This is a genomic window from Malaciobacter pacificus, from assembly GCF_004214795.1.
GTDB classification, from domain to species: Bacteria; Campylobacterota; Campylobacteria; order Campylobacterales; family Arcobacteraceae; genus Malaciobacter_A; species Malaciobacter_A pacificus.
Map to the genome: position 1 here is coordinate 892841 of NZ_CP035928.1, position 21906 is coordinate 914746.

General features: G+C 25.8%; 20 protein-coding genes. 15 read left to right on the top strand and 5 right to left on the bottom strand.

Going from position 1 to position 21906, the window contains the following annotated elements:
• Window positions 1–75 precede the first annotated feature (75 nt).
• Window positions 76–552: an ankyrin repeat domain-containing protein gene (locus APAC_RS04575; RefSeq protein ID WP_130232999.1), complete on the top strand. Its 477-nt coding sequence runs from the start codon at window positions 76–78 to the stop codon at window positions 550–552.
• Here the strand turns inward: APAC_RS04575 and APAC_RS04580 are convergent, their stop codons facing one another.
• A complete protein-coding gene (locus APAC_RS04580) occupies window positions 553–2304 on the bottom strand; it encodes a 7TM diverse intracellular signaling domain-containing protein (RefSeq protein ID WP_170170113.1) in 1752 nt (583 codons plus the stop codon). It abuts the gene before it with no gap.
• Between the two features lie 61 nt (window positions 2305–2365).
• On the opposite strand from APAC_RS04580, the gene APAC_RS04585 reads away from it, so the two are divergent.
• From APAC_RS04585 to APAC_RS04595, 3 genes are all read left to right on the top strand, one after another.
• Window positions 2366–3037, top strand: coding sequence for a response regulator (locus APAC_RS04585; RefSeq protein WP_130233001.1), 672 nt, complete (start codon window positions 2366–2368; stop codon window positions 3035–3037).
• Between the two features lie 68 nt (window positions 3038–3105).
• The gene (locus tag APAC_RS04590) at window positions 3106–6861 is read left to right on the top strand and encodes an Lcl C-terminal domain-containing protein (protein ID WP_170170114.1); all 3756 of its coding nucleotides are present in this window, start codon (window positions 3106–3108) and stop codon (window positions 6859–6861) included.
• Between the two features lie 26 nt (window positions 6862–6887).
• Window positions 6888–7325, top strand: coding sequence for an Lcl C-terminal domain-containing protein (locus tag APAC_RS04595; RefSeq protein ID WP_130233003.1), 438 nt, complete (start codon window positions 6888–6890; stop codon window positions 7323–7325).
• Between the two features lie 22 nt (window positions 7326–7347).
• Here APAC_RS04595 and ciaB read toward each other — a convergent pair whose 3' ends face one another.
• Window positions 7348–9231 (bottom strand): invasion protein CiaB, encoded by a 1884-nt coding sequence (gene ciaB / locus APAC_RS04600; protein WP_130233004.1) that lies wholly within the window; start codon window positions 9229–9231, stop codon window positions 7348–7350.
• Window positions 9232–9308: 77 nt separating this feature from the next.
• Between ciaB and APAC_RS04605 the strand changes: the two genes are divergently transcribed.
• The 4 genes from APAC_RS04605 to APAC_RS04620 all read left to right on the top strand — a co-directional run bounded on the left by APAC_RS04605 (window position 9309) and on the right by APAC_RS04620 (window position 12494).
• On the top strand, window positions 9309–9878 hold the full coding sequence (locus tag APAC_RS04605; protein ID WP_130233005.1) for a hypothetical protein: 570 nt from the start codon (window positions 9309–9311) through the stop codon (window positions 9876–9878).
• Entirely contained in the window at window positions 9868–10671 is an 804-nt protein-coding gene (locus APAC_RS04610; RefSeq protein WP_130233006.1) for a hypothetical protein, read from the top strand. Before APAC_RS04605 ends, APAC_RS04610 begins: the two co-directional genes overlap by 11 nt.
• A gap of 193 nt (window positions 10672–10864) precedes the next feature.
• Window positions 10865–12229 (top strand): IS4 family transposase, encoded by a 1365-nt coding sequence (locus tag APAC_RS04615; protein ID WP_130232179.1) that lies wholly within the window; start codon window positions 10865–10867, stop codon window positions 12227–12229.
• Window positions 12207–12494 (top strand): hypothetical protein, encoded by a 288-nt coding sequence (locus APAC_RS04620; protein ID WP_130233007.1) that lies wholly within the window; start codon window positions 12207–12209, stop codon window positions 12492–12494. The genes APAC_RS04615 and APAC_RS04620 overlap by 23 nt, the downstream gene beginning before the upstream one ends.
• Window positions 12495–12496: 2 nt before the next feature.
• Here APAC_RS04620 and APAC_RS04625 read toward each other — a convergent pair whose 3' ends face one another.
• On the bottom strand, window positions 12497–12709 hold the full coding sequence (locus tag APAC_RS04625; protein WP_130233008.1) for a hypothetical protein: 213 nt from the start codon (window positions 12707–12709) through the stop codon (window positions 12497–12499).
• Between the two features lie 157 nt (window positions 12710–12866).
• On the opposite strand from APAC_RS04625, the gene APAC_RS04630 reads away from it, so the two are divergent.
• Both APAC_RS04630 and APAC_RS04635 read left to right on the top strand, forming a co-directional pair.
• A complete protein-coding gene (locus tag APAC_RS04630; protein ID WP_130233009.1) occupies window positions 12867–13190 on the top strand; it encodes a nucleotidyltransferase family protein in 324 nt (107 codons plus the stop codon).
• Complete coding sequence (locus APAC_RS04635) at window positions 13183–13509, top strand: HepT-like ribonuclease domain-containing protein (protein ID WP_130233010.1); 327 nt, start codon at window positions 13183–13185, stop codon at window positions 13507–13509. The genes APAC_RS04630 and APAC_RS04635 overlap by 8 nt, the downstream gene beginning before the upstream one ends.
• A gap of 17 nt (window positions 13510–13526) precedes the next feature.
• Here APAC_RS04635 and APAC_RS04640 read toward each other — a convergent pair whose 3' ends face one another.
• Complete coding sequence (locus tag APAC_RS04640; protein ID WP_130233011.1) at window positions 13527–13715, bottom strand: helix-turn-helix domain-containing protein; 189 nt, start codon at window positions 13713–13715, stop codon at window positions 13527–13529.
• A 164-nt stretch (window positions 13716–13879) separates the two neighbouring features.
• Between APAC_RS04640 and APAC_RS04645 the strand changes: the two genes are divergently transcribed.
• The 4 genes from APAC_RS04645 (at window position 13880) to APAC_RS04660 (ending at window position 20553) form a co-directional block, all read left to right on the top strand.
• Entirely contained in the window at window positions 13880–15547 is a 1668-nt protein-coding gene (locus tag APAC_RS04645; protein WP_130233012.1) for a site-specific DNA-methyltransferase, read from the top strand.
• Window positions 15544–17838 (top strand): DEAD/DEAH box helicase family protein, encoded by a 2295-nt coding sequence (locus APAC_RS04650; protein ID WP_130233013.1) that lies wholly within the window; start codon window positions 15544–15546, stop codon window positions 17836–17838. Before APAC_RS04645 ends, APAC_RS04650 begins: the two co-directional genes overlap by 4 nt.
• Before the next feature lie 105 nt (window positions 17839–17943).
• Window positions 17944–19857 carry a molecular chaperone HtpG gene (gene htpG / locus APAC_RS04655; protein ID WP_130233014.1) on the top strand — a complete coding sequence of 638 codons (1914 nt, stop codon included), beginning with the start codon at window positions 17944–17946 and terminating at the stop codon, window positions 19855–19857.
• A 111-nt stretch (window positions 19858–19968) separates the two neighbouring features.
• On the top strand, window positions 19969–20553 hold the full coding sequence (locus tag APAC_RS04660; RefSeq protein WP_188353755.1) for a hypothetical protein: 585 nt from the start codon (window positions 19969–19971) through the stop codon (window positions 20551–20553).
• Window positions 20554–20575: 22 nt separating this feature from the next.
• Here the strand turns inward: APAC_RS04660 and APAC_RS04665 are convergent, their stop codons facing one another.
• Window positions 20576–21388, bottom strand: a complete 813-nt coding sequence (locus tag APAC_RS04665; protein ID WP_130233016.1) for a DUF4197 domain-containing protein — start codon at window positions 21386–21388, stop codon at window positions 20576–20578.
• A 230-nt stretch (window positions 21389–21618) separates the two neighbouring features.
• Here APAC_RS04665 and APAC_RS04670 point away from each other — a divergent pair, with 230 nt between their 5' ends.
• Entirely contained in the window at window positions 21619–21900 is a 282-nt protein-coding gene (locus tag APAC_RS04670) for a hypothetical protein (protein WP_130233017.1), read from the top strand.
• The last annotated feature ends 6 nt before the right edge of the window (window positions 21901–21906 follow it).

Here is a 21906-nt window from a genome sequence, read left to right on the forward strand (position 1 = left end):
GAATTTTTTAATATTTTATCATATAGAATAAATTTATTAAGTAATAAAAATTTTCCAATATAAAAGGATTTTAAGATGGAAGCAAGAGTAAATGAATTAAATAGATTTGAAGAGTTGCAACTTATTGCTTTTGATTATGCAAGACAAGGTAAGACTGAGGATTTAAAGATATTATTAAATAGTGGTATGTCTGTTGATCTTTGTGATTATAAAGGAAATACTCTTTTGATGCTTGCTTCATATAGAGAAAATGTTAATACTGTTCAACTTTTGATTGATTATAATGCCCAAGTAGATAAAAAAAACTATAAAGGACAAACTCCTCTTTGTGGAGTATGTTTCAAGGGAAATTTAGAGATTGCTAAAATATTAGTTTCAAATGGTGCAAATATTTATGAAAACAATGGATTTGGAACAACACCACTATTTTTTGCTTCAATATTTGGAAATACAAATATTGTAGAATATTTTATACAAAGTAGTAATAACAATGGATTTAAAATGAAATTTTGTTTAGAATTTTCTAAATTTATAGCTAAATTTAAAAGATAACTATATTTCTATAGTTACTTTTAATTTGTCTTGACTTTCAACTTTTATACTACCTTTTAGTTCATTTTGGATAATTGATTCTATAAAAGTAAGACCAAAAGATTCTTCTTTTTTTTGATTATAATCAAAACCTTTACCATTATCTTTGTAAATAAAAATAGTTTTATTTCCATCTTTTTTCAATATGATATTTATTTCACCTTTGTTATTTGAAAAAGCGTATTTTAAACTATTTATTACAAGTTCATTTATGATAATTCCTAAATATATAGATTTTTCCAAATCAAGAGAAACTTCAATAATTGAAGAAATTTTTATATTTTTTGTCTCATAAGATTCTTTAATTTTTTCAATTAATTCTTTAAAATAGATTTTAGTATCAATCTTATATAAATTTTCTTGTGTATATAAAATTTCGTGGGTTTTACAAATAGCTTGAATTATCATCTCTACTTCATCAAGTTTTTTATCTATTTGCTCATTCGTGAATTTTTCTAATTTCATTTTATACATAATCATTATAAATTGCATATTGTTCTTTATTCTATGATGTAACTCTTTTAGTAAAACTTTATTATTATTTAGTGATATTTCAAGTTCTTTAGTTTTATTAAGTTTTTTTGCAAGTATTATAGAAAACATCATTCCTTCTATAAAACAACATAGCTCAAATGTATATGGAAAATAATCGATTAAAGACCATAAATTCATTTGCTTAAAGCCAAGCATTACATAGCCAAAAATATATATTCCCCAGGCTATTGTAAAGTATTTAGCATTTTCACTTTTTTCTTTAATTGCAATTATTATACTGCTAAAAAAAACAGTAATTAAAATTATTAATGAAAAATATGTAACTAAATCTAGAATATATTCATTTGAAATAAATGAAAATGGAATCAAGATTAAATTAATAGAAATAAAAGTACTTATTAAAATATTTATATATCTATATTTTTTTAATTCCAAAAATTCTTTAGTAAATAAAAGAACAAATATGCAGTTAAAAATTATATAGTAGATTGTAAGATAGGCATCAATATGTTCAAATGCTACAGGTAAAAAATGCAGATTCATACTTGTAAAAGAGATATGACTTATAGTTAAGAAAAAGATGTTCCCAACATAATAAAAATAGACCATCTCTTTTGTAAAATAAAATATAATAAGATTATAAATAATAAGAGCTAACATTGCTCCAAAAAAAAGTGTTAGTATAAGTTGATAATTAATATCTTTTTTTAAAAACTCTTTTTCTTCATATAAGTTTAAATAAAAGTAAGAACTTGAAGTTTCACTTTTAATTTTTAAAAAGTACTCTTTGATTTCATTTGGTTTTAAATTTATATCAAAATTATACCTCATAAGTGAGTTAAACTCTTTTCTATAAAAAACGCCATTTTTATACTCTATAAAATGATCTTTATCTATTTTTTCATATAGGATTACTTCATCAAGCATTGTGTTATCTATTTCAAGTTTTTTTTCTACGGTATTGCTTAAGTCATTAAAGATTTTGAATTTTAGCCAGACTGTATCTTTAGTATATCCTAAAGAAATATGCTCTTTATCATATTTTGTAAATAAAGTTGGAGAATTTATTATTTCTTTAAAATCTTTTTTAGAATTTTTATCTATATAAATTTCAATTTGATTTAATATATTTGTATTTTTTAGTTTTGATATTTCAATTACATTTGCAAATAAAAAGTTAACACAAAATATAAAAAATATGAATAGTTTTATTTTCATAAGTGAATAATACAAAACTTTATGTAAAAATAACATATAAATATTATAAAAAGTTATAGCTATGGAAAAAATAAATATATTAATAATTGAAGATGATAAAATAATAGCACTTCATATTTCAAAAATTTTAAAAAGAATTGGTATAAAAAACATTCATAAGACATCAAATGCGAATGATGCTTTTGATTTGATTAAGACAAATGGTATTAATCTTGTATTATCTGATATTAAAATCGAAGGTGCACTAGATGGTATTAATATAGTGGAATCTTTGCAGAACTTATATGACATTCCAGTGATTTTTATAAGCGCATACAAAGATGCTGAGACTTTAAGAAGAGTTTCTCAAACAAATTTTTTAGGATATTTATTAAAACCTTTTAGAAAAGAAGAGCTTGAAGTTTTAATAAATCTTGCAATAAATAAATATAATTTGTCTACAACAAATAATATTATTGTAATAAATGACTATTATAGTTTTGATAAGAATAAAAATATTTTATTTTTTAATGAACAAAAAGTTCCTTTATCTCAAAAAGAGATTTTAGCTTTAACACTTTTATCAAATAATTTAAATAGCTATGTCTCTTATGAACTTTTTGAATCAACAGTATGGTTCAACTCTAATGTTAATGATAATACTAGAAGAATTTTTATCCATCGTTTGAAAAATAAATTACAAAAACTTGAAATAAAAATAGAAAAAAATGTAGGTGTAGGTATTTTTAATTAATAATGTAATGTGAAATGTAATGTTTATTTAGTAGAGTAATTTTATAAATTATGTTTAAAGGAAACATTATGTTTAGGAATTTATTATTTATTTTCATAAGTATTTTTATACTTAGTGGTTGTGGTGGAGGGACCAGTAGTTCTTCAACGGTAAAAGATATAAATACCCAAGTTATTACTGGAAAAGTTGCAGACGGATATATAGTCGGTGCAAATGTTTGTTTGGATTTAAATCAAAATGAAATATGTGATGAAAATGAACCAAAAACAAAAAGTGTAAATGGTGGTCAATATACACTAAATATTGATAAAAATATCGATATTTCTAAATATTCTTTTATAGTTGAAGTTCCTGTAGGTGCAATTGATGAAGATGATAATCTTCCTATCCAAAAACCTTATATATTAAGTGCACCAAAAGGTGAAACAGCATTTATAAGTCCAGTTTCAACATTAATTAAATCTATTCAAACTGATGAAAATCTTACATTAGAACAAGCAAAAGAAAAATATAAACTGCAAGTTGGTATAAATGACAGTTCTTTAGATATTTTGGATAATTATATTGATTCCCCAAATTTAAGTGATTTAGAAAAGACAAAAATTCATAATATCGCAAAAATCACTGTAAAACTAATGGCAGAAAATCAAGAACCAATTTTAAGTTCTTTAGCAGATTCTGGATTAAAAGATGATATTACCCATCAAAAGAGTTTACAGACAATAAACAATCATATTATTAATCAACTTCCAGCAATTAGTGATATAGATGAAGTAACTAATGAATCATTACAAGCATTACAGCCAAAGATTAACTTAGATACATTGTATACAGATTTAGAATTAACTCAAAATCAACAAGTAGCTTTTGCTGGTTCTTTAGTAAATAATGTAAAAAATGATAATGAAGAAGTAAAAACTGATATTTGCACTGAGGAAGTTTTGGGTAATGGTATGTCATTGAGTGGCTTAACTTATTGTATAGATATTGTTGATGGCAAAGAAATAAGTAAATTTTTTACAGTGTCAGAAGAAGAACAAGATACTCTCATATATGTAAAAAACTTAAAAGGTGAAATTGAATTTTCACTTTATAAAAAAGAGGCTGATAATTATAATAAAGTAAGTTTACCTTTTTTTAGAAGTACAAAAGATGGAAAGTTATACATCTTTGGTGATAGTAATATTAGTTTTAGGCTGGATTCTGGGCAATATAAAATTGTATTCAGTGAAAATAATTGGTTATCTAAAGATTCAAATGCTGAAGTAAATATAATAGGTGAAATTACTGACAAAGTTTATGTCAATGGTATTATCGACTCAAAAGTTAATGTAAATCCATATAATTTATCAGATACTTCAACTAAAACTATAAATGGTACTTTACATAGTGTATTTGATTACAATAATAAGGATAAATTAATTGATATTATTCCTATAAAATCAGCAGATAAAACTATACAAGCAATATTTTCTTTAGATGAAAGTGAATTTAATGTTCAAATTGTAAATGCCTCATATTTTTCTAAAATATTATTTCCAACAATGGTATTAGAAAAGGATGGAATACTATTTGATGGAAAGGCGAGTGAACTAAAAAATGAAAAATTTATTTTAACAAAACAACCTGATAAAGATGATTCTTATTTTGTGATAATTTCTACTCCATTCACAAATAAATATTCAACATATTATCTTAACAATATTTTTTCAAAATATAAGCTTACAGTACAAACATCAAGTTTACCTGATGCAACATTAAGTGTAGGAGGAAAAACATACAAAGCTTCAATAAATACTAGCACAGTTAGTGAGGTTATTAGTAATAACATCAAAATTAAAGATTCTTTAGGTATAGTAGTAGAGTATGATGAATTTTCTACTTCAATAGATAAAGCTAAACAACTTACTTCTTCTCTTCAAACTTTACATAGTGTTTTAAACTTTGATGAAGGATCTATGATGAGGTTTTATGATAACTATGTTAAGACTATAAATGCAATAGATTCTGCACAAAATAGTATGTTTATTACTGAAGCTTTGACTTCTATAGCAATTAATGCTTATACTTTTGATGGATTAGGACTAACATCTGATTTTTACACTGGAGTTGAAGAATTATTTAATCAAAATAATCAATATACAGTTAAAGCTTTGGGTATTAATTTTTTACAATATGGATATGAGATTTTGAGAGATTATTCAGTAAGAAAAAGAAATTTAATTACAGAATATTTTAAAAGTGAAGTTATTTTAACAAATAATACTTTAGAATCTAACATGCTATCAGAACTTTCAAAACTCTTTATACTTCAGAACAGAGCTTCTGCTTTTATGCAATATGGTATGCAAATTTATCAAGCAACTACTGATTTAGAAGAGAGAACGTTTTTAGAATATTTACGTGATAGATTAATATCGGTAGGAATTTCAGTATTTCCTGATAGTATTCTTAAGTCAACAGCAGGCATATTATCAATAAGTGCCTCTCATTTAGAAAATATTAGTGACATATACTCAGATAGTGTTTATTCTATTAATAAAAAAAATGAATATAAAAAGATTTGGGAAGAACTATTTAATTTAGAAAAATATCCATCTTTTTATACTGATTCTGTTCAATTAAATAATATTGAACAATTAAAAAATAGTGGTTATACCTTTGAAGAAGAAATACCTGAAGAAACAAACACAATAACTCATAATGGATTTTCTTATGGTAAAGTGATTTCACCAACTACAGGAAGAGTTTGGTTAGATAGAAATATTGGTGCAAATAGAGTTTGTACTTCGGCTACTGACGAGTTATGTTTTGGTGATTATTTCCAATGGGGAAGAAATGCTGATGGTCATGAAAAGTTAAATTCAACAACATCTATAAACATATCTAACTCTATTTTACCTAATAATAGTAATTTTATTTTAGATAATGATGATGAAAGTGATGATGGTGCATATTTTGACTGGACAAATGTAGATGATAGTAATAGTTCTCAAAGAACTGAAAATTGGTCAAAGCTAGATGGAACATCTGTCTGTCCAATAGGATTTAGAGTTCCAAATTATAATGAACTATTAAAAGAACCATCTTTTTATATGGATTTTTATAGTGGATTTTTAAAACTACCAAATAGTGGTTATCGTGATGGAACAACAGGTTTAATAACTACTCAAAATATTGAGATTTGGTCAAGTACAGCTAATCCATATGGAGGTTCTTATTATATGGGTTATGTAAATAGTTCTACAAATATTAGGGTTTCTGGATTACCTATACGTTGTATAAAAGATGATTCTACAGTTGTATCTACTTCATCATCTTTTTCTTTAGCAAAATTATCAACTGGACAAACAGCTTCTTATAGTAATTTTGATGATGGCTATTATAAGAAAGGTACAGCTAGAAATTATACAAAAGAAAAAGGAATAGTAATTGATAAAGTAACAGGATTACAATGGCAAGATGATTATAGTGATAATGCTGGTGCAATTACATTAAAACCTTGGTCAACACAAACAAATTATGATGCAGCTAATTATGACGATACAATTGGAGATACTGCTGTTACATATTGTGAAAACCTTACATTAGGAGACTATAATGATTGGAGATTACCAACACAAGAAGAATTAGAAAGTATTATTGATTATAGCAAATATAGTCCATCAATGAATAGTGTTTTTGAAAATACAATTTCAGATAGTTATTGGAGTAGTACTTCTTCTGCAAAATTGTCAAGTCAAGCTTGGGGAGTTTATTTTAATAATGGTTGGAACTTTTATGCTTTTAAAAATGCAAACGCATATGTTCGTTGTGTTAGATAACTAAATGAAATATAAGAGAGGAAAAAATGAAAAAGAATATATTAATATTAGCTTTATTAACAAATTTTTTATTTGCTGATTTTTCGAGAGATTCTATACAAGAAGTTGTGATAGATGATGTATCAAATCTTACTTGGCAAGATGATTTTGAAGTGAAGACTGATAAAATAATTTGGAGTGAAGCAGTTGATTATTGTGAGAATTTAACTTTAGGAGGTTATAGTAACTGGCGTTTACCAAATATAAATGAATTGAAAAGTATTGTTGATTTAAGTAAATATAATCCATCAATAAATAGTATTTTTGAAAATATTGTTTCTGGTAATTATTGGAGTTCGACTTCGTATGCTGAAGCAAGAGGAAATGCATGGTATATTTACTTTGCAAATGGTTCACATGGAGGTCTTCATAAATCAGGACGAGATGGCAAAGCTTATGTTCGTTGTGTTCGTGATATGAATTAAAAAATAAGAGGATTAAATCCTCTTATTTTATATAATTTTCTTTTTTATCAACTGTATCTAACTCTTGACCAATTTCTTGGTATCTTTTAAAGTAGTATTTTACAAACTCATTTATAGTTTTATCATTTGGCATAAAATATTTACCTGATTTTGTAGCATATTGATTTAAAAATTGTGTAGCGTCTTTTTTATCTAAATAGTGTTTTGCTAAGGCTGTGTAATTTACCACATACCATTTTTTTAGCTCTTCATATTTTTCATCACTAATATCTATTTTAAGCTCACTATTTTCAACATCCCAAGATAAAACGCCAGTATCAAATAAACCATCTAAGTGAATTAATCCTTCACAATAGTATGGTTGAACTTCATCTACTTCCATCCATCCTATAAGTCCAACACTTCTTTTAACTAAGTCAATTAAAACTTGCTCTTTTAGGTGTGTTTCATCAGTTGCTTCATCTAAAAAGTAAGATATTAAACCACCCGTTGTTGCTTTAAACTCTTCAATATTTTTAAAATTCCCTGTTTTATTCATAACTGATTCCGTCTCATCATCACACCATAAAATATGTCCATACTCATGCCCAATAGTACTTATATCATATACTTGGTGCCATGAAGCGGTTTCATTAAATAAAAACTCTCTATCTTTTGTTAGTAACTCTTGACCAAATATTTCTCTACTTAGGGCTAAAAATGGTTTTGCTCTTGATGATTGTAAAATCTCATCAGAAAATGCAAAGATTTTTTTACCTTCTTCTAAACTTACGATTTCATCATTTGGTACAACTTGAGCTGAAAATAGTCCTTGGAATTCTGCTCCAAAGAATAGTGCAGGTCTTCCTACATATAATTGAACTTTATCAAGTGATTTTAAACTAAAATCATAAATCTTCTGGTATCCAGTTGTCTTTTCAGTATTGTCATAAATCTTCTCAAATGCTGATTTGATTTTATTTACTCTATGGTCATTTTGTGCAAATTTTGGATTTGTAAGTCTAATATCCCACTCAAGTGCTACTGCTTTTCTAAAGTGATCTTCATAGTATTCAAGTGGATGTCCTATTTGAATAGGAGTTTTAATCTTCATCCATGCTCTATCAACATCTGCCCATCTTGAAACCAATAGTTCTGTTTTTTGTTCACTAAATGCTTTTATAAGTGCTTGAATATAAAGTACATAATCCCATTTTTGATTATAGATTTCATCTTCAAGGTCTATTAGCTTATCTGCAAACTCTTCAAGGGCATCAACAACAGCAGTAGTCTCTTTTTTAAATGCATCTATGTATGCTTTTGAAGTGTATTTATCCCCATCATTTACAAGAGCTGAATAACATCTATCAGCAACTTGTCCACCATGACCAAGATCTAGTAGTTTTTCATCCTCAAGATATTTCATAACCTTTTCTTCATCACCATCAAATTTTGCTACTAACTCTTTATTTACACCATTTATGATGTGTGCTGTCCAAGAAGTTTGCCATTTAGTCATAGCTAATCCAACTGAATAAACTCCACTAAATACTGATTGGTAAAATGGAGTTAAAAGATTATTATCATAAATATAGTCAATTAAATTTTTATGTTTTTCTTGCCAGTAATCTTTTATAAATTGATATGCTTTTTCTTGAAGTTCGATTATCTCTTTTTCATTTTTATCGAGTTTTTTTAACACTTGAACTAAAGAATCATCTCTTAAGTTCACAAGTCTTGTCACAAGTGCAAGTCTTAAGTCATCTTTCATTTCAAGATTTAAAGTTTTTGCAAACTCATCAATAATAGTTAATTTATCATATTCTTTATTTTCTAGATGTTTTATAAGTTCATTAGTTTTTGATTTTTGTTCATTTAAAAAGTCATATATTTTTTGTAAATCGTTTAAAAATTGTTCGGTATTCATCTTTTATCCTTTATTAAGTTGTTATTTTATCTTTTTTGCACTTCTAATATATTAAAATAACTCACTTGGAGATTTAAATGAAAAAAAATGATGAAGAAGATAAAGAGAGCAAATTTAGTTTAAAATTTATTCTATCAATTTTTCTGTATGTAATTTTTGAGATTTATGAAGTTTTAGAGAAAATTTTCAATTATATTCTACTTCATATAAAGTTTATCAAATCAATTATTACTAAACTAAAAGATAGACTTTATGCTTCATCTTTTTATCAGTGGCTTAAAATAAAAGTAGATGCAATAGATGAAAAAACATATCTTGTAATTATTGTTTTTTTGATTGTTAGTTCGGGGCTTATGATTTATGTATTGCCTTTTATTGTTTCCTCAAACCTATTAAAGCTATTACTCGTAATTGTGGGAAAAATTCTTTCAACACTAAATATTGTATTAAATAGTATTGGAATAAAAAAAATATTTAAAATACCATTTATTAGACTCTTTAAAATAAGAGTAAATAGATTAAAAAGAGTGGTAAGACTTAGAATTAGTATCATTAAAAATAAAATTACACACTATGCTGATATTATAAAAAATAGTGTTTTTTATCTAAGAATTAAAAAAATGGTTTCTCGATATTTTGAAAAATAGTTATCTAAATCTAGTAAAAACATCACTATTTGTTTTGTCTTGTTTTTTAATTTATAAATATTGGGATGATATTGGAATATTCTTTATAGAAAATATTTTAGTGATTGATATAAGTACTGTTTTACTTGTAGGTAAAGCTACTACAAAATCAGTGGTTGCTAAAAAGACATTTTTAACTATTGTTAAAAAAATTGGATACAAGAAATTTTTTATCTCAATCATTTGGGTGATTATAAAAAGATTTTTTATTGAACAAGTTACAAACTATTTTAAAAAGCACTCTTTTGAAAGATTTAAAAAGAATTTTTTAGAAGTATTAAAATTAAAAGCAAATGAGATAAAAAATACAACTTTCATGAAAAAGATTGCTGCAGTTTTATACTTTTTCCTCGGTGGGAGTTTCTTTTATTATATTTTAACAACATATATTGGAAAAATTATTATTGGGCTTTTACAAAAAGTATTTTATGTATTAATTTTGTTTATTGGAAAGTTTTTAACTTTAGTATTTGGATTATCTATTTTTATTTTTAGTTCAGTTATTCAAATCTTTTTTGTAATAAAAATTATAAATTATATTGAAAGATTTTGGATTGTAAAGGCTTTTTATTCATCAGTTTTATATTTATTTAGAAAAATATTAAATATCTTTGATTTTGTATTTGGTACAAAGATACATCTAAATTTAATTAAGTTATCAAGAAGAGTAGATGAGTATTTCGCTTCAATTTTGGATAAAAATTTTTCAGCTTATGAAATAATCCAAAGAAGAAGAGATAGATATATAACTTAACTTTCGCACGTTAAATTGATTAAAATTGTAGCTAAATCTCCCTAAAACATTACTCCTTTAGTTAATAATCTTATCCTTGTTGACATAAAAATAATTTAGTTGTTTTTCTATGATATTTTTCTATTTTGAACTCTCAATAAAGCCCTTAAATAGGCACTTTTAGCTATAATATCTATTATATTAAAGGGTAAGAATGCAGATAGAATCCAAGATCATCGGTATTATAAACGATAAGTTAAAAAATCCAATCTATGAAACATTACGTTTGTTAAATATGAAAACTATTTTAACCAAGAGCAATTTTTCTAAAAAAGAGGGAGTTGCTGTTCATATGGTTGTATTACATTTTGTATATATGCTGGTTATGAATAAAAAAATATCAACCTTTATGGATCAAAGTAATGATAGTTTCAAAAAAGATGTATATTATCGATTACTTTCCAATACTTCTTATAATTGGAGAAAACTATTATCTCTTAGTTCTTTAAAGATCTTATCACTACTTCATAAAGTGCAAGATTCAAAGCTAGTAAGAGTTCTTATACTTGATGATACTGTTGAAGATAAAGTTGGTAAAAATATAGAGGGAAGTTGTGACAACCTTTGGAGCAATAAAGCAAAGAGAAAAATCAGAGGTGTAAATGTTGTATCACTAAACTATAGTGATGGTTATTCAAATTTTATGTTGGACTTTGCAATTGCTATGAACAGTTATGCAAGGGTAAAGATAGAAGAGTTTACAAATATTATTGATCATCGAACCAATGCACATAAGCGAAGATTGGAAAGCTTAAAAGGGAAATCACAAATTGCTATAGAGATGATTAAAAGAGCAGTAGCTAGTGGTATATATGCAGATTATCTGCTTGTAGATAGCTGGTATTCTAAACCTGTATTTATAGAAACTATGAATGAACTTGGATTGCAAGTCATTTCAAGAATGGTAAACAATGACAGGATATGGAATTTTACAGGAGAGAAAAAGACCCTTGATGGCATCTATAACAAATTTAAAAAGCTTAAATCTATCAAGATGGGTCAATATGGCAAAAAGATAAAGTTTGAGTATTTTTCAACCATAGTTGAACATAAAAAAGCTGGTAAATTAAAAATTGTTTTTATAAAAACAAAAGAGAATTTAATACCAATCGTATCAACCAATCTTATACTTAGTGATGAAGAGATTATAGATATTTATAAAAGACGATGGGATATAGAACAAGGGTATAAAGAACTTCGTGAACACTTTGGATTCGGAAAAGAAGAGAATCGAATCTATGAAGCTTTGATAGCCAGAATTACACTATCTTTTTTTACATACAATGTTGTTAGCTATATAAATCGTATCAGCAATGAACCTAAAACAATTGGTGGATTGTTTAAAGATTTAGAATGTGAACTTCATACTCTAGCAATAGCTATGCAAGCATTTTTAGCTATTTTAGATGAGATTGCAAAAATTGAAGAAGTTGTCAATAGAAATGAGGATTTTACAGCTATCATTGATCTATTAAGAGATGTGACTGGAAAATTGCTTGGTTTTAGGTGCGAAAGTTAAGTATATAAATATTGTTGAATCAATTTCTGTTCAAAGAGAAAGATATATTTTAAAGAAAAGAGAAATATCTCAGTCCAGTATTTTAAAGTACTATAACCACACACTTAAAAAGTATATTTCTAAAAAGAAATCTTGGAGAGAAAAAAGAGAAGAATATTATGCTAATAGAGCTTTAAGATTCTCTCTTATAAAGAAAAAAAGTAAAAGAAAGATTAGAAAAAGTAAACTTCTTTTACCAAATAAATCATATAAAAAGCCATACTAAAACTAGATAATACTATCTATTTCTAGCTCATAGTAATCTTCTATATTTTTATATGCCAAATTATCATAATCCCTTGAGATGATTTCAAAGTTTAGTTTTGTAAGTTCATCTTCTAAACTAACTTTTGTGTAATCATTTTCTTTTAAATGTGGAAATTTTTCAAGTATATCTTTTACTTTTGTTGTTATAAAAAAATCATCTGGATTAAAAGCCATAAAAGTCCTTTTTAGTTTAGTCATACAATTATTATTCCGTATAAATTAGCACTTTTTTGCAAAAAGTGTGATTTTTTATTTTTATTCTTATATAATAATTCTAAGTGGTATCAGAAATATTTTGATATGAGTAACGTAATATAATCGGAGATTCGCAATGTATGAATTAAATAGAGATTTAATATTGTCTAAAATAAAAGAATTAAAACCTCACTATGAACAAGAAGGTTTATTACTTTTAGGTATATTTGGTTCGTATGCTAAGGGTACACAAAATGAAAATAGTGATATCGATATTTTATATGATATAAATGGCGAACTATTTTGTCAAAAACATCCTGGCTTTTCTTCATTTAGTAGGTTAACAGAAATTAAAGAAGAATTAAAAAATATTTTCAAAACAAATATTGATTTAGCAACAATTGATAATCCAAGTAAGTTATTTAAAAATGATGCTTTAAAGGATGCTATTTATGTCTGATACTAAAAGAATTAAATTTATTTTAGAAAAAATAGATGACATTGAATTATTTATTAATAAATTTAACTCAATAGTTTCTCTTCTTGAAGATAAAATGGGCTTTGATGCAACTCTTATGTGTCTATTACAGATTGGTGAAACACTAAATAAGCTTGAAAGTGAGTATAAAAATATCGATAAAAATGATATAAAAGGTGCTTATGATGTAAGAAATTTTATTGCACATGATTATGAAGGAGTTAATAAATCACTTATTGAAGGTATTCTTAGGCATCATCTTCCAAAACTAAAAGAAACATTAACTAAAATCTTAGAGTAGTTACAAATTTAGTTTTTTCATTTTTTAACTTTAAATGATTCTTCCAAGGCTTTAAGTTCATCTGCATTTTCTTGAGCTTTTTTTACTACCTCTTCAAAGGCAAAACCTTTCATAACTATTTCATATAATTTTGGTTTTTCTCTTCTCCAATTTCTTAGTGTAACAGGAGTTACACCAATATATCCTGCCATATCTCTTTGAGTCATAGTTTTAACCTTTTTTAGTAAAAAGTTAACTTATAAGATGTAATTACTCAACAGATTAAATATTAACTACAAAAGCTATATAAATAGTTAATATTTAACTACTATTAAAATTAATAAGATAAAATATTTTTCTAAAAATGGGAAAAAGAGAAAAATATTAATCTATGAAGAAATATGAAAATTATACAAAAGCGCAATTAATTCAAAAAATTAAGCAATTAGAATCTAAAAAATATGGTCTTGTTTGGGATGATGAAAAAGAGCCTGAAAAAGTTGTAATTGAGTGCCAAAATAGCATCCCAATTCTTAAAAAAATTAATGAAAAAACAATAAAAACTGATATTCAAAAACCTACAAATATTTTGATAGAGGGTGATAATTATCATGCTTTACAAGTGTTAAATTATACGCACAAAGGTCAAATTGATGTCATATACATCGACCCTCCTTATAATACAGGAAATAAGGATTTTAAATATAACGATAGTTTTGTGGATAAGGAAGATGGATATAGACATAGTAAATGGCTAAATTTTATGAGTAAAAGATTGAAACTTGCACATAATCTTCTAAAAGATAGTGGAGTTATATTTATAAGTATTGATGACAATGAAGTTGCACAATTAAAATTGCTTTGTGATGATATTTTTAAAAATAGTTTTTTAAGTCAATTAGTATGGAAGAAAAAAGCTGGTGGAGGTTCAGATGCAAAATATTTTGCGTCTGATCATGAATATATATTAATTTATGCAAAGAATGAAAATAGTGTAGATAAATTTTTTACAAAGATTTCTGATAAACAAAAAAAAGAATACAAATTCAAAGATAATAATTTTGCTAAATATGGTTTTTACAAAAGAAAAAATTTGTATCAAACAGGTATTGATGATAATAGACCAAATTTACGATATGAAATAATGGCACCTGATGGAACTAAAATTTTACCACCAACAATTTGGAGATGGAGTAAAGAAACTTTTGAAAAAGAACAACTGAAAGGCAAGATTGATATTGTTTTAGATTCTAAAAAAAAATGGCAAGTTTATACTAAAAATTATCTTTATGAAGAAGATAATAATGAACGGCAAATAAAACCTAGAAGCTTATTATTAGAACAAGGATTAACTAGAGATGGGAATAATGATTTAAAAAATATTTTTGGTATATCAATTTTTAGTTATCCGAAACCAGTTAAATTAGTTAAATATTTACTTGAAATTATATCAAAAGAGAATTCAATAATTCTAGATTTTTTTGCAGGTTCAGGGACAACAGGACATGCAGTACTAGAATTAAATAAAGAAGATGAAGGAAATAGACAATTTATTCTTTGTACAAATAATGAAAATAGTATTTGTGAAGAAGTTACCTATCCAAGAATCTCAAAAGTTATCAATGGTTACACAACTCCAAAAGGAGTTGATATAGATGGAATATCTGGAAACTTAGACTACTATAAAACAGATTTAATCCCTACAAATGGAATATCAAATATCACAGATACTACAAGGGAAGAGCTAACCAAAAAAGCTGGAAATATGATAGCTATCAAAGAAAATACACATTATATGTTAGAACTTTGTGAACATTATCAAATTTTTATAAATGAAACAACAAAAAAACAAACAGCAATTTATTTTACAGAGGATTTAAGTTGTTTTGATGAATTGATAGAAAAAACAAAATCACATTCTACAAAACTTTATATTTTTTCATTTGGAAAAATTGATAAATCATCATATAAATATTTAGGGAAGAATTACCAAATTGAAGATATTCCAGAGCCAATAATTGAAATTTATAAAGAGATAAACAAAGAGGGGATTTTATGATTTTAGTCGATTTTCAAAAAAAAGCTGTAGATGCTTTAAGTAAAAAATTTTTTAATCTTTGGCAAACAAAAAACTATCAACTTCCTTTAATTTTTAAAGCTCCAACGGGTGCTGGAAAAACTATAATGATGGCAGAATTTTTAAGAACACTTGATGGAAACTATCATTTTGATGATGATAAGGCTTATATTTGGATTTCTTTTGGTGGAGATGATTCTTATCTACAATCAAAAGAAAAATTCTATAGATATTTTAATAATGGAACAGATATGACTTTAAGAGATAAAAATGATTTATCTCTTAAAGAATTACCAAAAAACAACATTTTTTTTATAAATTGGTCAAAGATAAAGTCAAGTACAAAAGATGGACGGGTTTTGCGAAAAGATTCTGAACTTACAAATGGAGATTATGGCGTTTTTGATGAGTTTATTATCAATACAAAAAATAAAAGAGATTTGATACTTATCATTGATGAAGCGCATACAGAAACAAGTACAAATTTAGCACAAGAAGTGATTGATTTGATAAATCCAAGAATCATCGTAAAGGTAACAGCAACTCCAAAAAATTTACCAAATATTAGTGATGTTACTCATCTTAAAGCGGGATTTATAGAGGTTTTGGAAGATGAAGTAATAAATAGTGGCTTGATTAAAAAATCACTTATTATCCAAACACAAGAAGAGATAGAATCTATTCAAGGTCAAAATTTGAGTGAAGATAAGTTGATGGTACAATTAGCGATAAAAAAAAGAGATGAACTCAAAAAAATTTATAACGAGCAAAATCTTGATATAAATCCACTTGTACTTATCCAACTTCCAAGTGATATGAATGAAAAAAAGGAAGTTTCAACAAATAAAAAACTTGTAGTTTTAAATTATTTAAAGTCAGAAGGTGTTTTAGATGAAGAGATAGCTATTTGGTTATCAAATGAAAAGAAAAATCTTGATTTTGTAACTTTAAATAACAATGAAGTGAATTTTATGCTTTTTAAAGTAGCACCTGCAACAGGCTGGGATTGTCCAAGAGCTTCAATTTTAGTGATGTTTAGAGAGATAAAATCTCCATCATTTCATACTCAAATTATTGGACGAGTTAAGAGAATGCCTGAAGCAAAACATTATGAAAATGAAGTTTTAAATAAGGCATATATCTATACAAATTACAATAAAAGCCATATTCGAGATATAAAAGAAGCAAATGAGAATAAATTACCGATATTTTTTACAAAATTAAAAGATGAAATTTCTCAAATAAGCCTGCAAAGTGTTTATCATAATAGGGTTGATTTTAATACTTTAAGTCCTGAAAATATGTGGCAAAAATATATGCTAAATACTTTAGATAATTACAAAAGTGAAATTGAGAAAAAAATAGATTTTCAAGTTTCTAATATTTCAAATAAAATTGTGGTTGATGCAACAATTAGTAGTTTTGATGGTTTTATGGTTCAACTTAAACAAAAAGCAAATGAAACAAATTTTACTTTTAGTAGAAATGATATTGAAAAACTTTATAATCTTTTGTGTTTTGAAGAACTTGAAAAACAAGAAAATGATATTGCAAAATATAATCCATCAAGGTCTTGGAGTGCTTTAAAAAAGGCTTTAAATGTTTGGTTTAATAAAAGATTTCAGCTTCATAGGGAAAAGTTTTATTTGATTATTGTAAATGATTTACTTAAAAATGATAGTTTTTTAAAAGTAGTTATAAATGAAGCTTTGATTGGATTTCGAAAAGAGTATGAAATAAAACTCAAAGAAAAAGAAGGAAAAGAATTAGTAAATGTAACTATTCCTCAGAAAGAGGTTAGTTTTTCTGACGATTTTGAAGAATTAAAAGTTTTTAAAAATGTTTATGAAAGATATTATAATCGTAAAAAATACAAAGGAAAAGAGAACGAGGAAGAATTTATAGAATATTTAGAAAAACAAGAAAATATTCTTTGGTGGCATAAACAAAGTGATAGTGGAAAAGAGAATTTTGCTATTGAATATTTTGATTCACAAGAACAAAAAGAGCGACTTTTTTATCCTGATTTCTTGATTATGACAAAAGAAAATAGGCTTTTTATTGTTGATACAAAAAAAGGAGATACCGCTAAATCAATTGAAACTAAAGATAAAGCTGAAGCATTACAAAAGTGGATAAAAGAGAATAAAAAAGATTACAAATTTAAGATATTAGGTGGAATTGTAGTATTTCAACATCCAAGTTGGAAAATAAATTATAGTATGAAGTATTCTTATTTAGATAAGAATTGTTGGGATAAAATTAATTTTTAGCACTTAAATATAAAAAGTGCTAATTTTTTATAAAACTTTAGCTTTGTTTTATAAAGTTTTGTTAAAATCTCTTTATAAAAAATTAAATTTTATAGGAGAAAAAAGATGGCAAAACATCAATTTCAAACAGAAGTAGGTCAGTTATTACACCTAATGACACACTCGTTATATTCAAACAAAGAGATTTTCATAAGAGAGTTAGTGTCAAATGCAAGTGATGCAATTGATAAATTAAATTATTTAAAACTAACGGATGAAAATATTAAGGCAGCACTACCTGGAGATTGGGCAGGGCAAATCAATATTTCTTTTGATGAAGCAGATAAGTCTTTAACTATTTCAGATAATGGTATTGGTATGAATGAAGAGGATTTAATCGCTTCAATTGGTACAATCGCAAAATCAGGAACAAAATCATTTATTGATAATTTAACAGGTGATGCTAAAAAAGATTCAAACTTAATTGGTCAATTTGGTGTTGGATTTTATTCTGTATTTATGGTTGCAAATAAAGTAGATGTAATTTCTAAAAAAGCTGGTGAAGAACAAGCCTACAAATGGTCAAGTGATGGTACAGGTGAGTTTGATTTAGCTCCTTGTACAAAAGAGTCAAATGGAACAGTGATTTATATTAAATTAAAAGATGAAGAAGCAGAAGAATTCGCTTCAAAATATAGAATCCAAAATATAGTTGGAAAATATTCTAACCATATTGCTTACCCAATTTATTTAAACTATAGTGAAGAAGTAACAGAAGAGTTAAGTGAAGAGGATAAAAAAGCAGGAAAAGAGGCTAAAAAAACTGTTGAAAAAAGACATGAAAAAATCAATGAAGCAACGGCATTATGGACTCAACCAAAAGCTAAACTAAAAAAAGAAGAGTACAATGATTTTTATAAATCAATTTCTCATGATTCGCAAGATCCAATGCTTACAATTCATACAAAAGCAGAGGGTGTAAATGAGTATACTACACTTTTCTATATTCCAAAAACTGCACCAATGGATATGTACAGAGCTGATTATCAACCAGGTGTTAAGTTATATGTTAAAAGAGTATTTATTACTGATGATGAAAAAGAGTTATTACCAACATATTTAAGATTTGTTAGAGGTATTATTGATTCTGAAGATTTACCACTAAATGTATCAAGAGAAATTTTACAAGAAAATAGAATTTTAGCAAATATCAAACAATCATCTGTTAAAAAGATTTTATCTGAGATTAAAAAACTTTCAAAAGATGAAGAAAAATATGCAGAGTTTATTGCTCAATATATTAGACCATTAAAAGAGGGTGTTTACCAAGACTTTACAAACAAAGAAGCTATTTTAGATTTATTAAGATATAAATCAACAAAAACAGAAGATGGAAAAATGACTTCACTTGCAGCTTATAAAGAGGGCGCTAATAGTGAGCAAAAAGCTATTTACTATATCATTGGTGAAAATGAAAAAGTATTAAGAAACTCTCCATTACTTGAAGCATACAAGAAAAATGATATTGAAGTATTAATCTTAGATGATAAAGAGATTGATGAAATTATTACTCCAAATATTGGAGCTTATAAAGAGTGGGAATTCAAAGATATTACAGCTTGTGAAGCTCCAAAAGTAGAGCAAAGTGAAGATGAGAAAAAAGAAGTAGAAGAAAAATTTAAATCAATTGTTGAAAAAATTAAAGATAAACTAGGTGAAAGTGTAACAGATGTTAGAGTTACAAATAGATTATCAGATTCTCCATCTTGTGTCGTTAAAGATGTAGGTGATGCACAAATGGCTCAAATGATGCAGATGATGAGAGCAATGGGTCAAACAATGCCTGAATCAGCACCAATTTTAGAAATCAACCCAGAGCATGAAATTGTAAAAAAATTAAATGCTTGTCCAGATGAATCTACAATTGAAGATGTTTCTTGGATTTTATTAGACCAAGCAAAACTATCTGAAGGTATGGATATCACTGATGCTGTAGCATTTGCTCAAAGACTTTCAAGAATTACTAACAAAGCTTTATAATATTTTTATTTGTACGTATTTTTACGTACAAATAATATACTTTTTCCTTGCAATAATAGTAAAAATAAGTTACAATACAATTCTTAATATTAAATAAAAATGGAATTAACTATGGGTCTTTTTAAGGGTTTTATAAAACAGATTATTAAAAAAGTAACAAAACTTTCTAGACCTACTTTTAGTTTAATTGAAAATGAATTGGTTTTTAAAATTGATTCAGATAATTTTTATAAATATCAACTTCAAAATATTGAAATAAAGACTAGACACGATTCTTATGTTTTAGATGCATATACATTAAATTGTGAAAATCTATATTTAGAGTATATACATCTTGATCAAGATGTTGATTGGATAGGTTTATCTTATCCTTATTACTTAGAGTTATTGAAGAAAAAATTAGCCGTAAGAAATATCGTAAAATTAGAAGAAAAAGAGTTTGGACATTATACATTTTATACTTATGAAATAAATAATAAATATATAATAAATATTATTCATATTTATGAAATAAGTAAAGATATATTTATATTAGATAAGAAATCAGATTTATATATACAGTTAATAAAGCAGTTTGATTTAGATTATAAGTATAATTTTGATAAAACATTTTTACCTACTCAAGATATAAACTTTAGTCTTGTAAAGAATAACTCTATTCAAAATTACTTTTGTATGCAAGGTGGAGAGGGATAATAAACTAAGAAGAAAAATCTTCTTAGTTTCCAAATACTTTTTGAAGTAGAGAGCTTGTTTGAGCAACAGGGTTACTTCTAATTTCAGCTTCTTTTGTTGCGATCATTTTAAATAGTCCATCAATTGCTTGATTTGTAACATAATCATCAATACTTTCATCAGATGAACTTGGAATATATGAGTCAACACCAAAATTCTTTGCTAATCCACTTATTGCACTTGTATCAACTAAATTACCAACATTGTTTTTATAAAAACCATTTGCCATATCGTAGTATTTTGCTACTTGGTTTTCTTGCATAGTCTCTTGAATTATAGGTTTTATCATTTTCTTTAAAGAGTCTGTTGTGTTTGTTTTAAAATAGTTTGTAGCTGCATCTTTATCTCCAGCTAAAATATTTTGGGCATCAGCTAAACTCATTTTTTCAATAGCACCTACTAAAATTTCTGCTGTTTGAGGTGCTGCTTTTGTAGCTGCATTATTCATAGAAGTAATTAAATTATCAGCAATAGCATCTCCTCCTGCTTTTCTTATTAGCGATTCTGCTTTTGCTAAATTTCCTGGTAATGGAATTTTTACTAAAGAGTTATTTAAATATCCATTATTAGCTCCAAGATTTGAAACTGCATAATTAACTCCAACTTTTAGTGCTTCTTTTAATCCACTTGACACTGTAGAATCACTTAATTTTGAATTTGTAGTTGTTGTATTTTGAGTTGTAGTTGAGTTATTATTTACTGTATCTAAAACAGTTTTTGTAATACTTCCTAAATCAAAAGCAAAACTTAGTGATGTAGTTAATATAAGTGATGCAACGATAACTGATTTTTTCATTTGTTTTCCTAATATAAAATTTTGTTATTTGACTATATAATAATGTATAAATTGTGAAAAAAGGATAAAAAATAGAAAATATTGATGAAATTTGTAACTTTTTTTGTTATTACAAGAACCAGAGTTTAGAATCAGATGAAATTATTGAAAATTGTAAAGATAAAATCACGTCATTTTATAATGAATTAGAAAAAGAATCTTTACTAAAAGATTATGAAGAAAACTTCTATATGATTTTAGGTTATACATATAGATTAGATGATATTTCTCAAAGATTATATTATACTTTTCAAGAGGCAATTATGGCTATTGATATGGAAAGAATGATGAGAAACGAAGAAGGGAAAAAATTAAATAGCATAGTTTATATTATGGTTTTAAAAAATATTTGTGATGAATATATCACAAAAAATGTAAATGAAGAGATAAAACAAAAGGCAATTGATACTTATAAAAAAGTTGAAGAGAGAAAAGCAGCAGAAAATAAAAAGTATCATATGTATCAATACTAATAGGAA

Bases quoted from the DNA above. Each gene is read 5' to 3' on its own strand.
- APAC_RS04650 (WP_130233013.1), top strand. From the start codon at position 15,544: ATGATTTTAGTCGATTTTCAAAAAAAAGCTGTAGATGCTTTAAGTAAA.
- APAC_RS04635 (WP_130233010.1), top strand. From the start codon at position 13,183: ATGTCTGATACTAAAAGAATTAAATTTATTTTAGAAAAAATAGATGAC.
- APAC_RS04660 (WP_188353755.1), top strand. From the start codon at position 19,969: ATGGGTCTTTTTAAGGGTTTTATAAAACAGATTATTAAAAAAGTAACA.
- APAC_RS04585 (WP_130233001.1), top strand. From the start codon at position 2,366: ATGGAAAAAATAAATATATTAATAATTGAAGATGATAAAATAATAGCA.
- APAC_RS04590 (WP_170170114.1), top strand. From the start codon at position 3,106: ATGTTTAGGAATTTATTATTTATTTTCATAAGTATTTTTATACTTAGT.
- APAC_RS04595 (WP_130233003.1), top strand. From the start codon at position 6,888: ATGAAAAAGAATATATTAATATTAGCTTTATTAACAAATTTTTTATTT.
- APAC_RS04575 (WP_130232999.1), top strand. From the start codon at position 76: ATGGAAGCAAGAGTAAATGAATTAAATAGATTTGAAGAGTTGCAACTT.
- APAC_RS04640 (WP_130233011.1), bottom strand. From the start codon at position 13,715: ATGACTCAAAGAGATATGGCAGGATATATTGGTGTAACTCCTGTTACA.
- APAC_RS04645 (WP_130233012.1), top strand. From the start codon at position 13,880: ATGAAGAAATATGAAAATTATACAAAAGCGCAATTAATTCAAAAAATT.
- APAC_RS04615 (WP_130232179.1), top strand. From the start codon at position 10,865: ATGCAGATAGAATCCAAGATCATCGGTATTATAAACGATAAGTTAAAA.
- APAC_RS04605 (WP_130233005.1), top strand. From the start codon at position 9,309: ATGAAAAAAAATGATGAAGAAGATAAAGAGAGCAAATTTAGTTTAAAA.
- APAC_RS04625 (WP_130233008.1), bottom strand. From the start codon at position 12,709: ATGGCTTTTAATCCAGATGATTTTTTTATAACAACAAAAGTAAAAGAT.
- ciaB (WP_130233004.1), bottom strand. From the start codon at position 9,231: ATGAATACCGAACAATTTTTAAACGATTTACAAAAAATATATGACTTT.
- APAC_RS04670 (WP_130233017.1), top strand. From the start codon at position 21,619: ATGATTTTAGGTTATACATATAGATTAGATGATATTTCTCAAAGATTA.
- APAC_RS04580 (WP_170170113.1), bottom strand. From the start codon at position 2,304: ATGAAAATAAAACTATTCATATTTTTTATATTTTGTGTTAACTTTTTA.
- APAC_RS04665 (WP_130233016.1), bottom strand. From the start codon at position 21,388: ATGAAAAAATCAGTTATCGTTGCATCACTTATATTAACTACATCACTA.
- htpG (WP_130233014.1), top strand. From the start codon at position 17,944: ATGGCAAAACATCAATTTCAAACAGAAGTAGGTCAGTTATTACACCTA.
- APAC_RS04630 (WP_130233009.1), top strand. From the start codon at position 12,867: ATGTATGAATTAAATAGAGATTTAATATTGTCTAAAATAAAAGAATTA.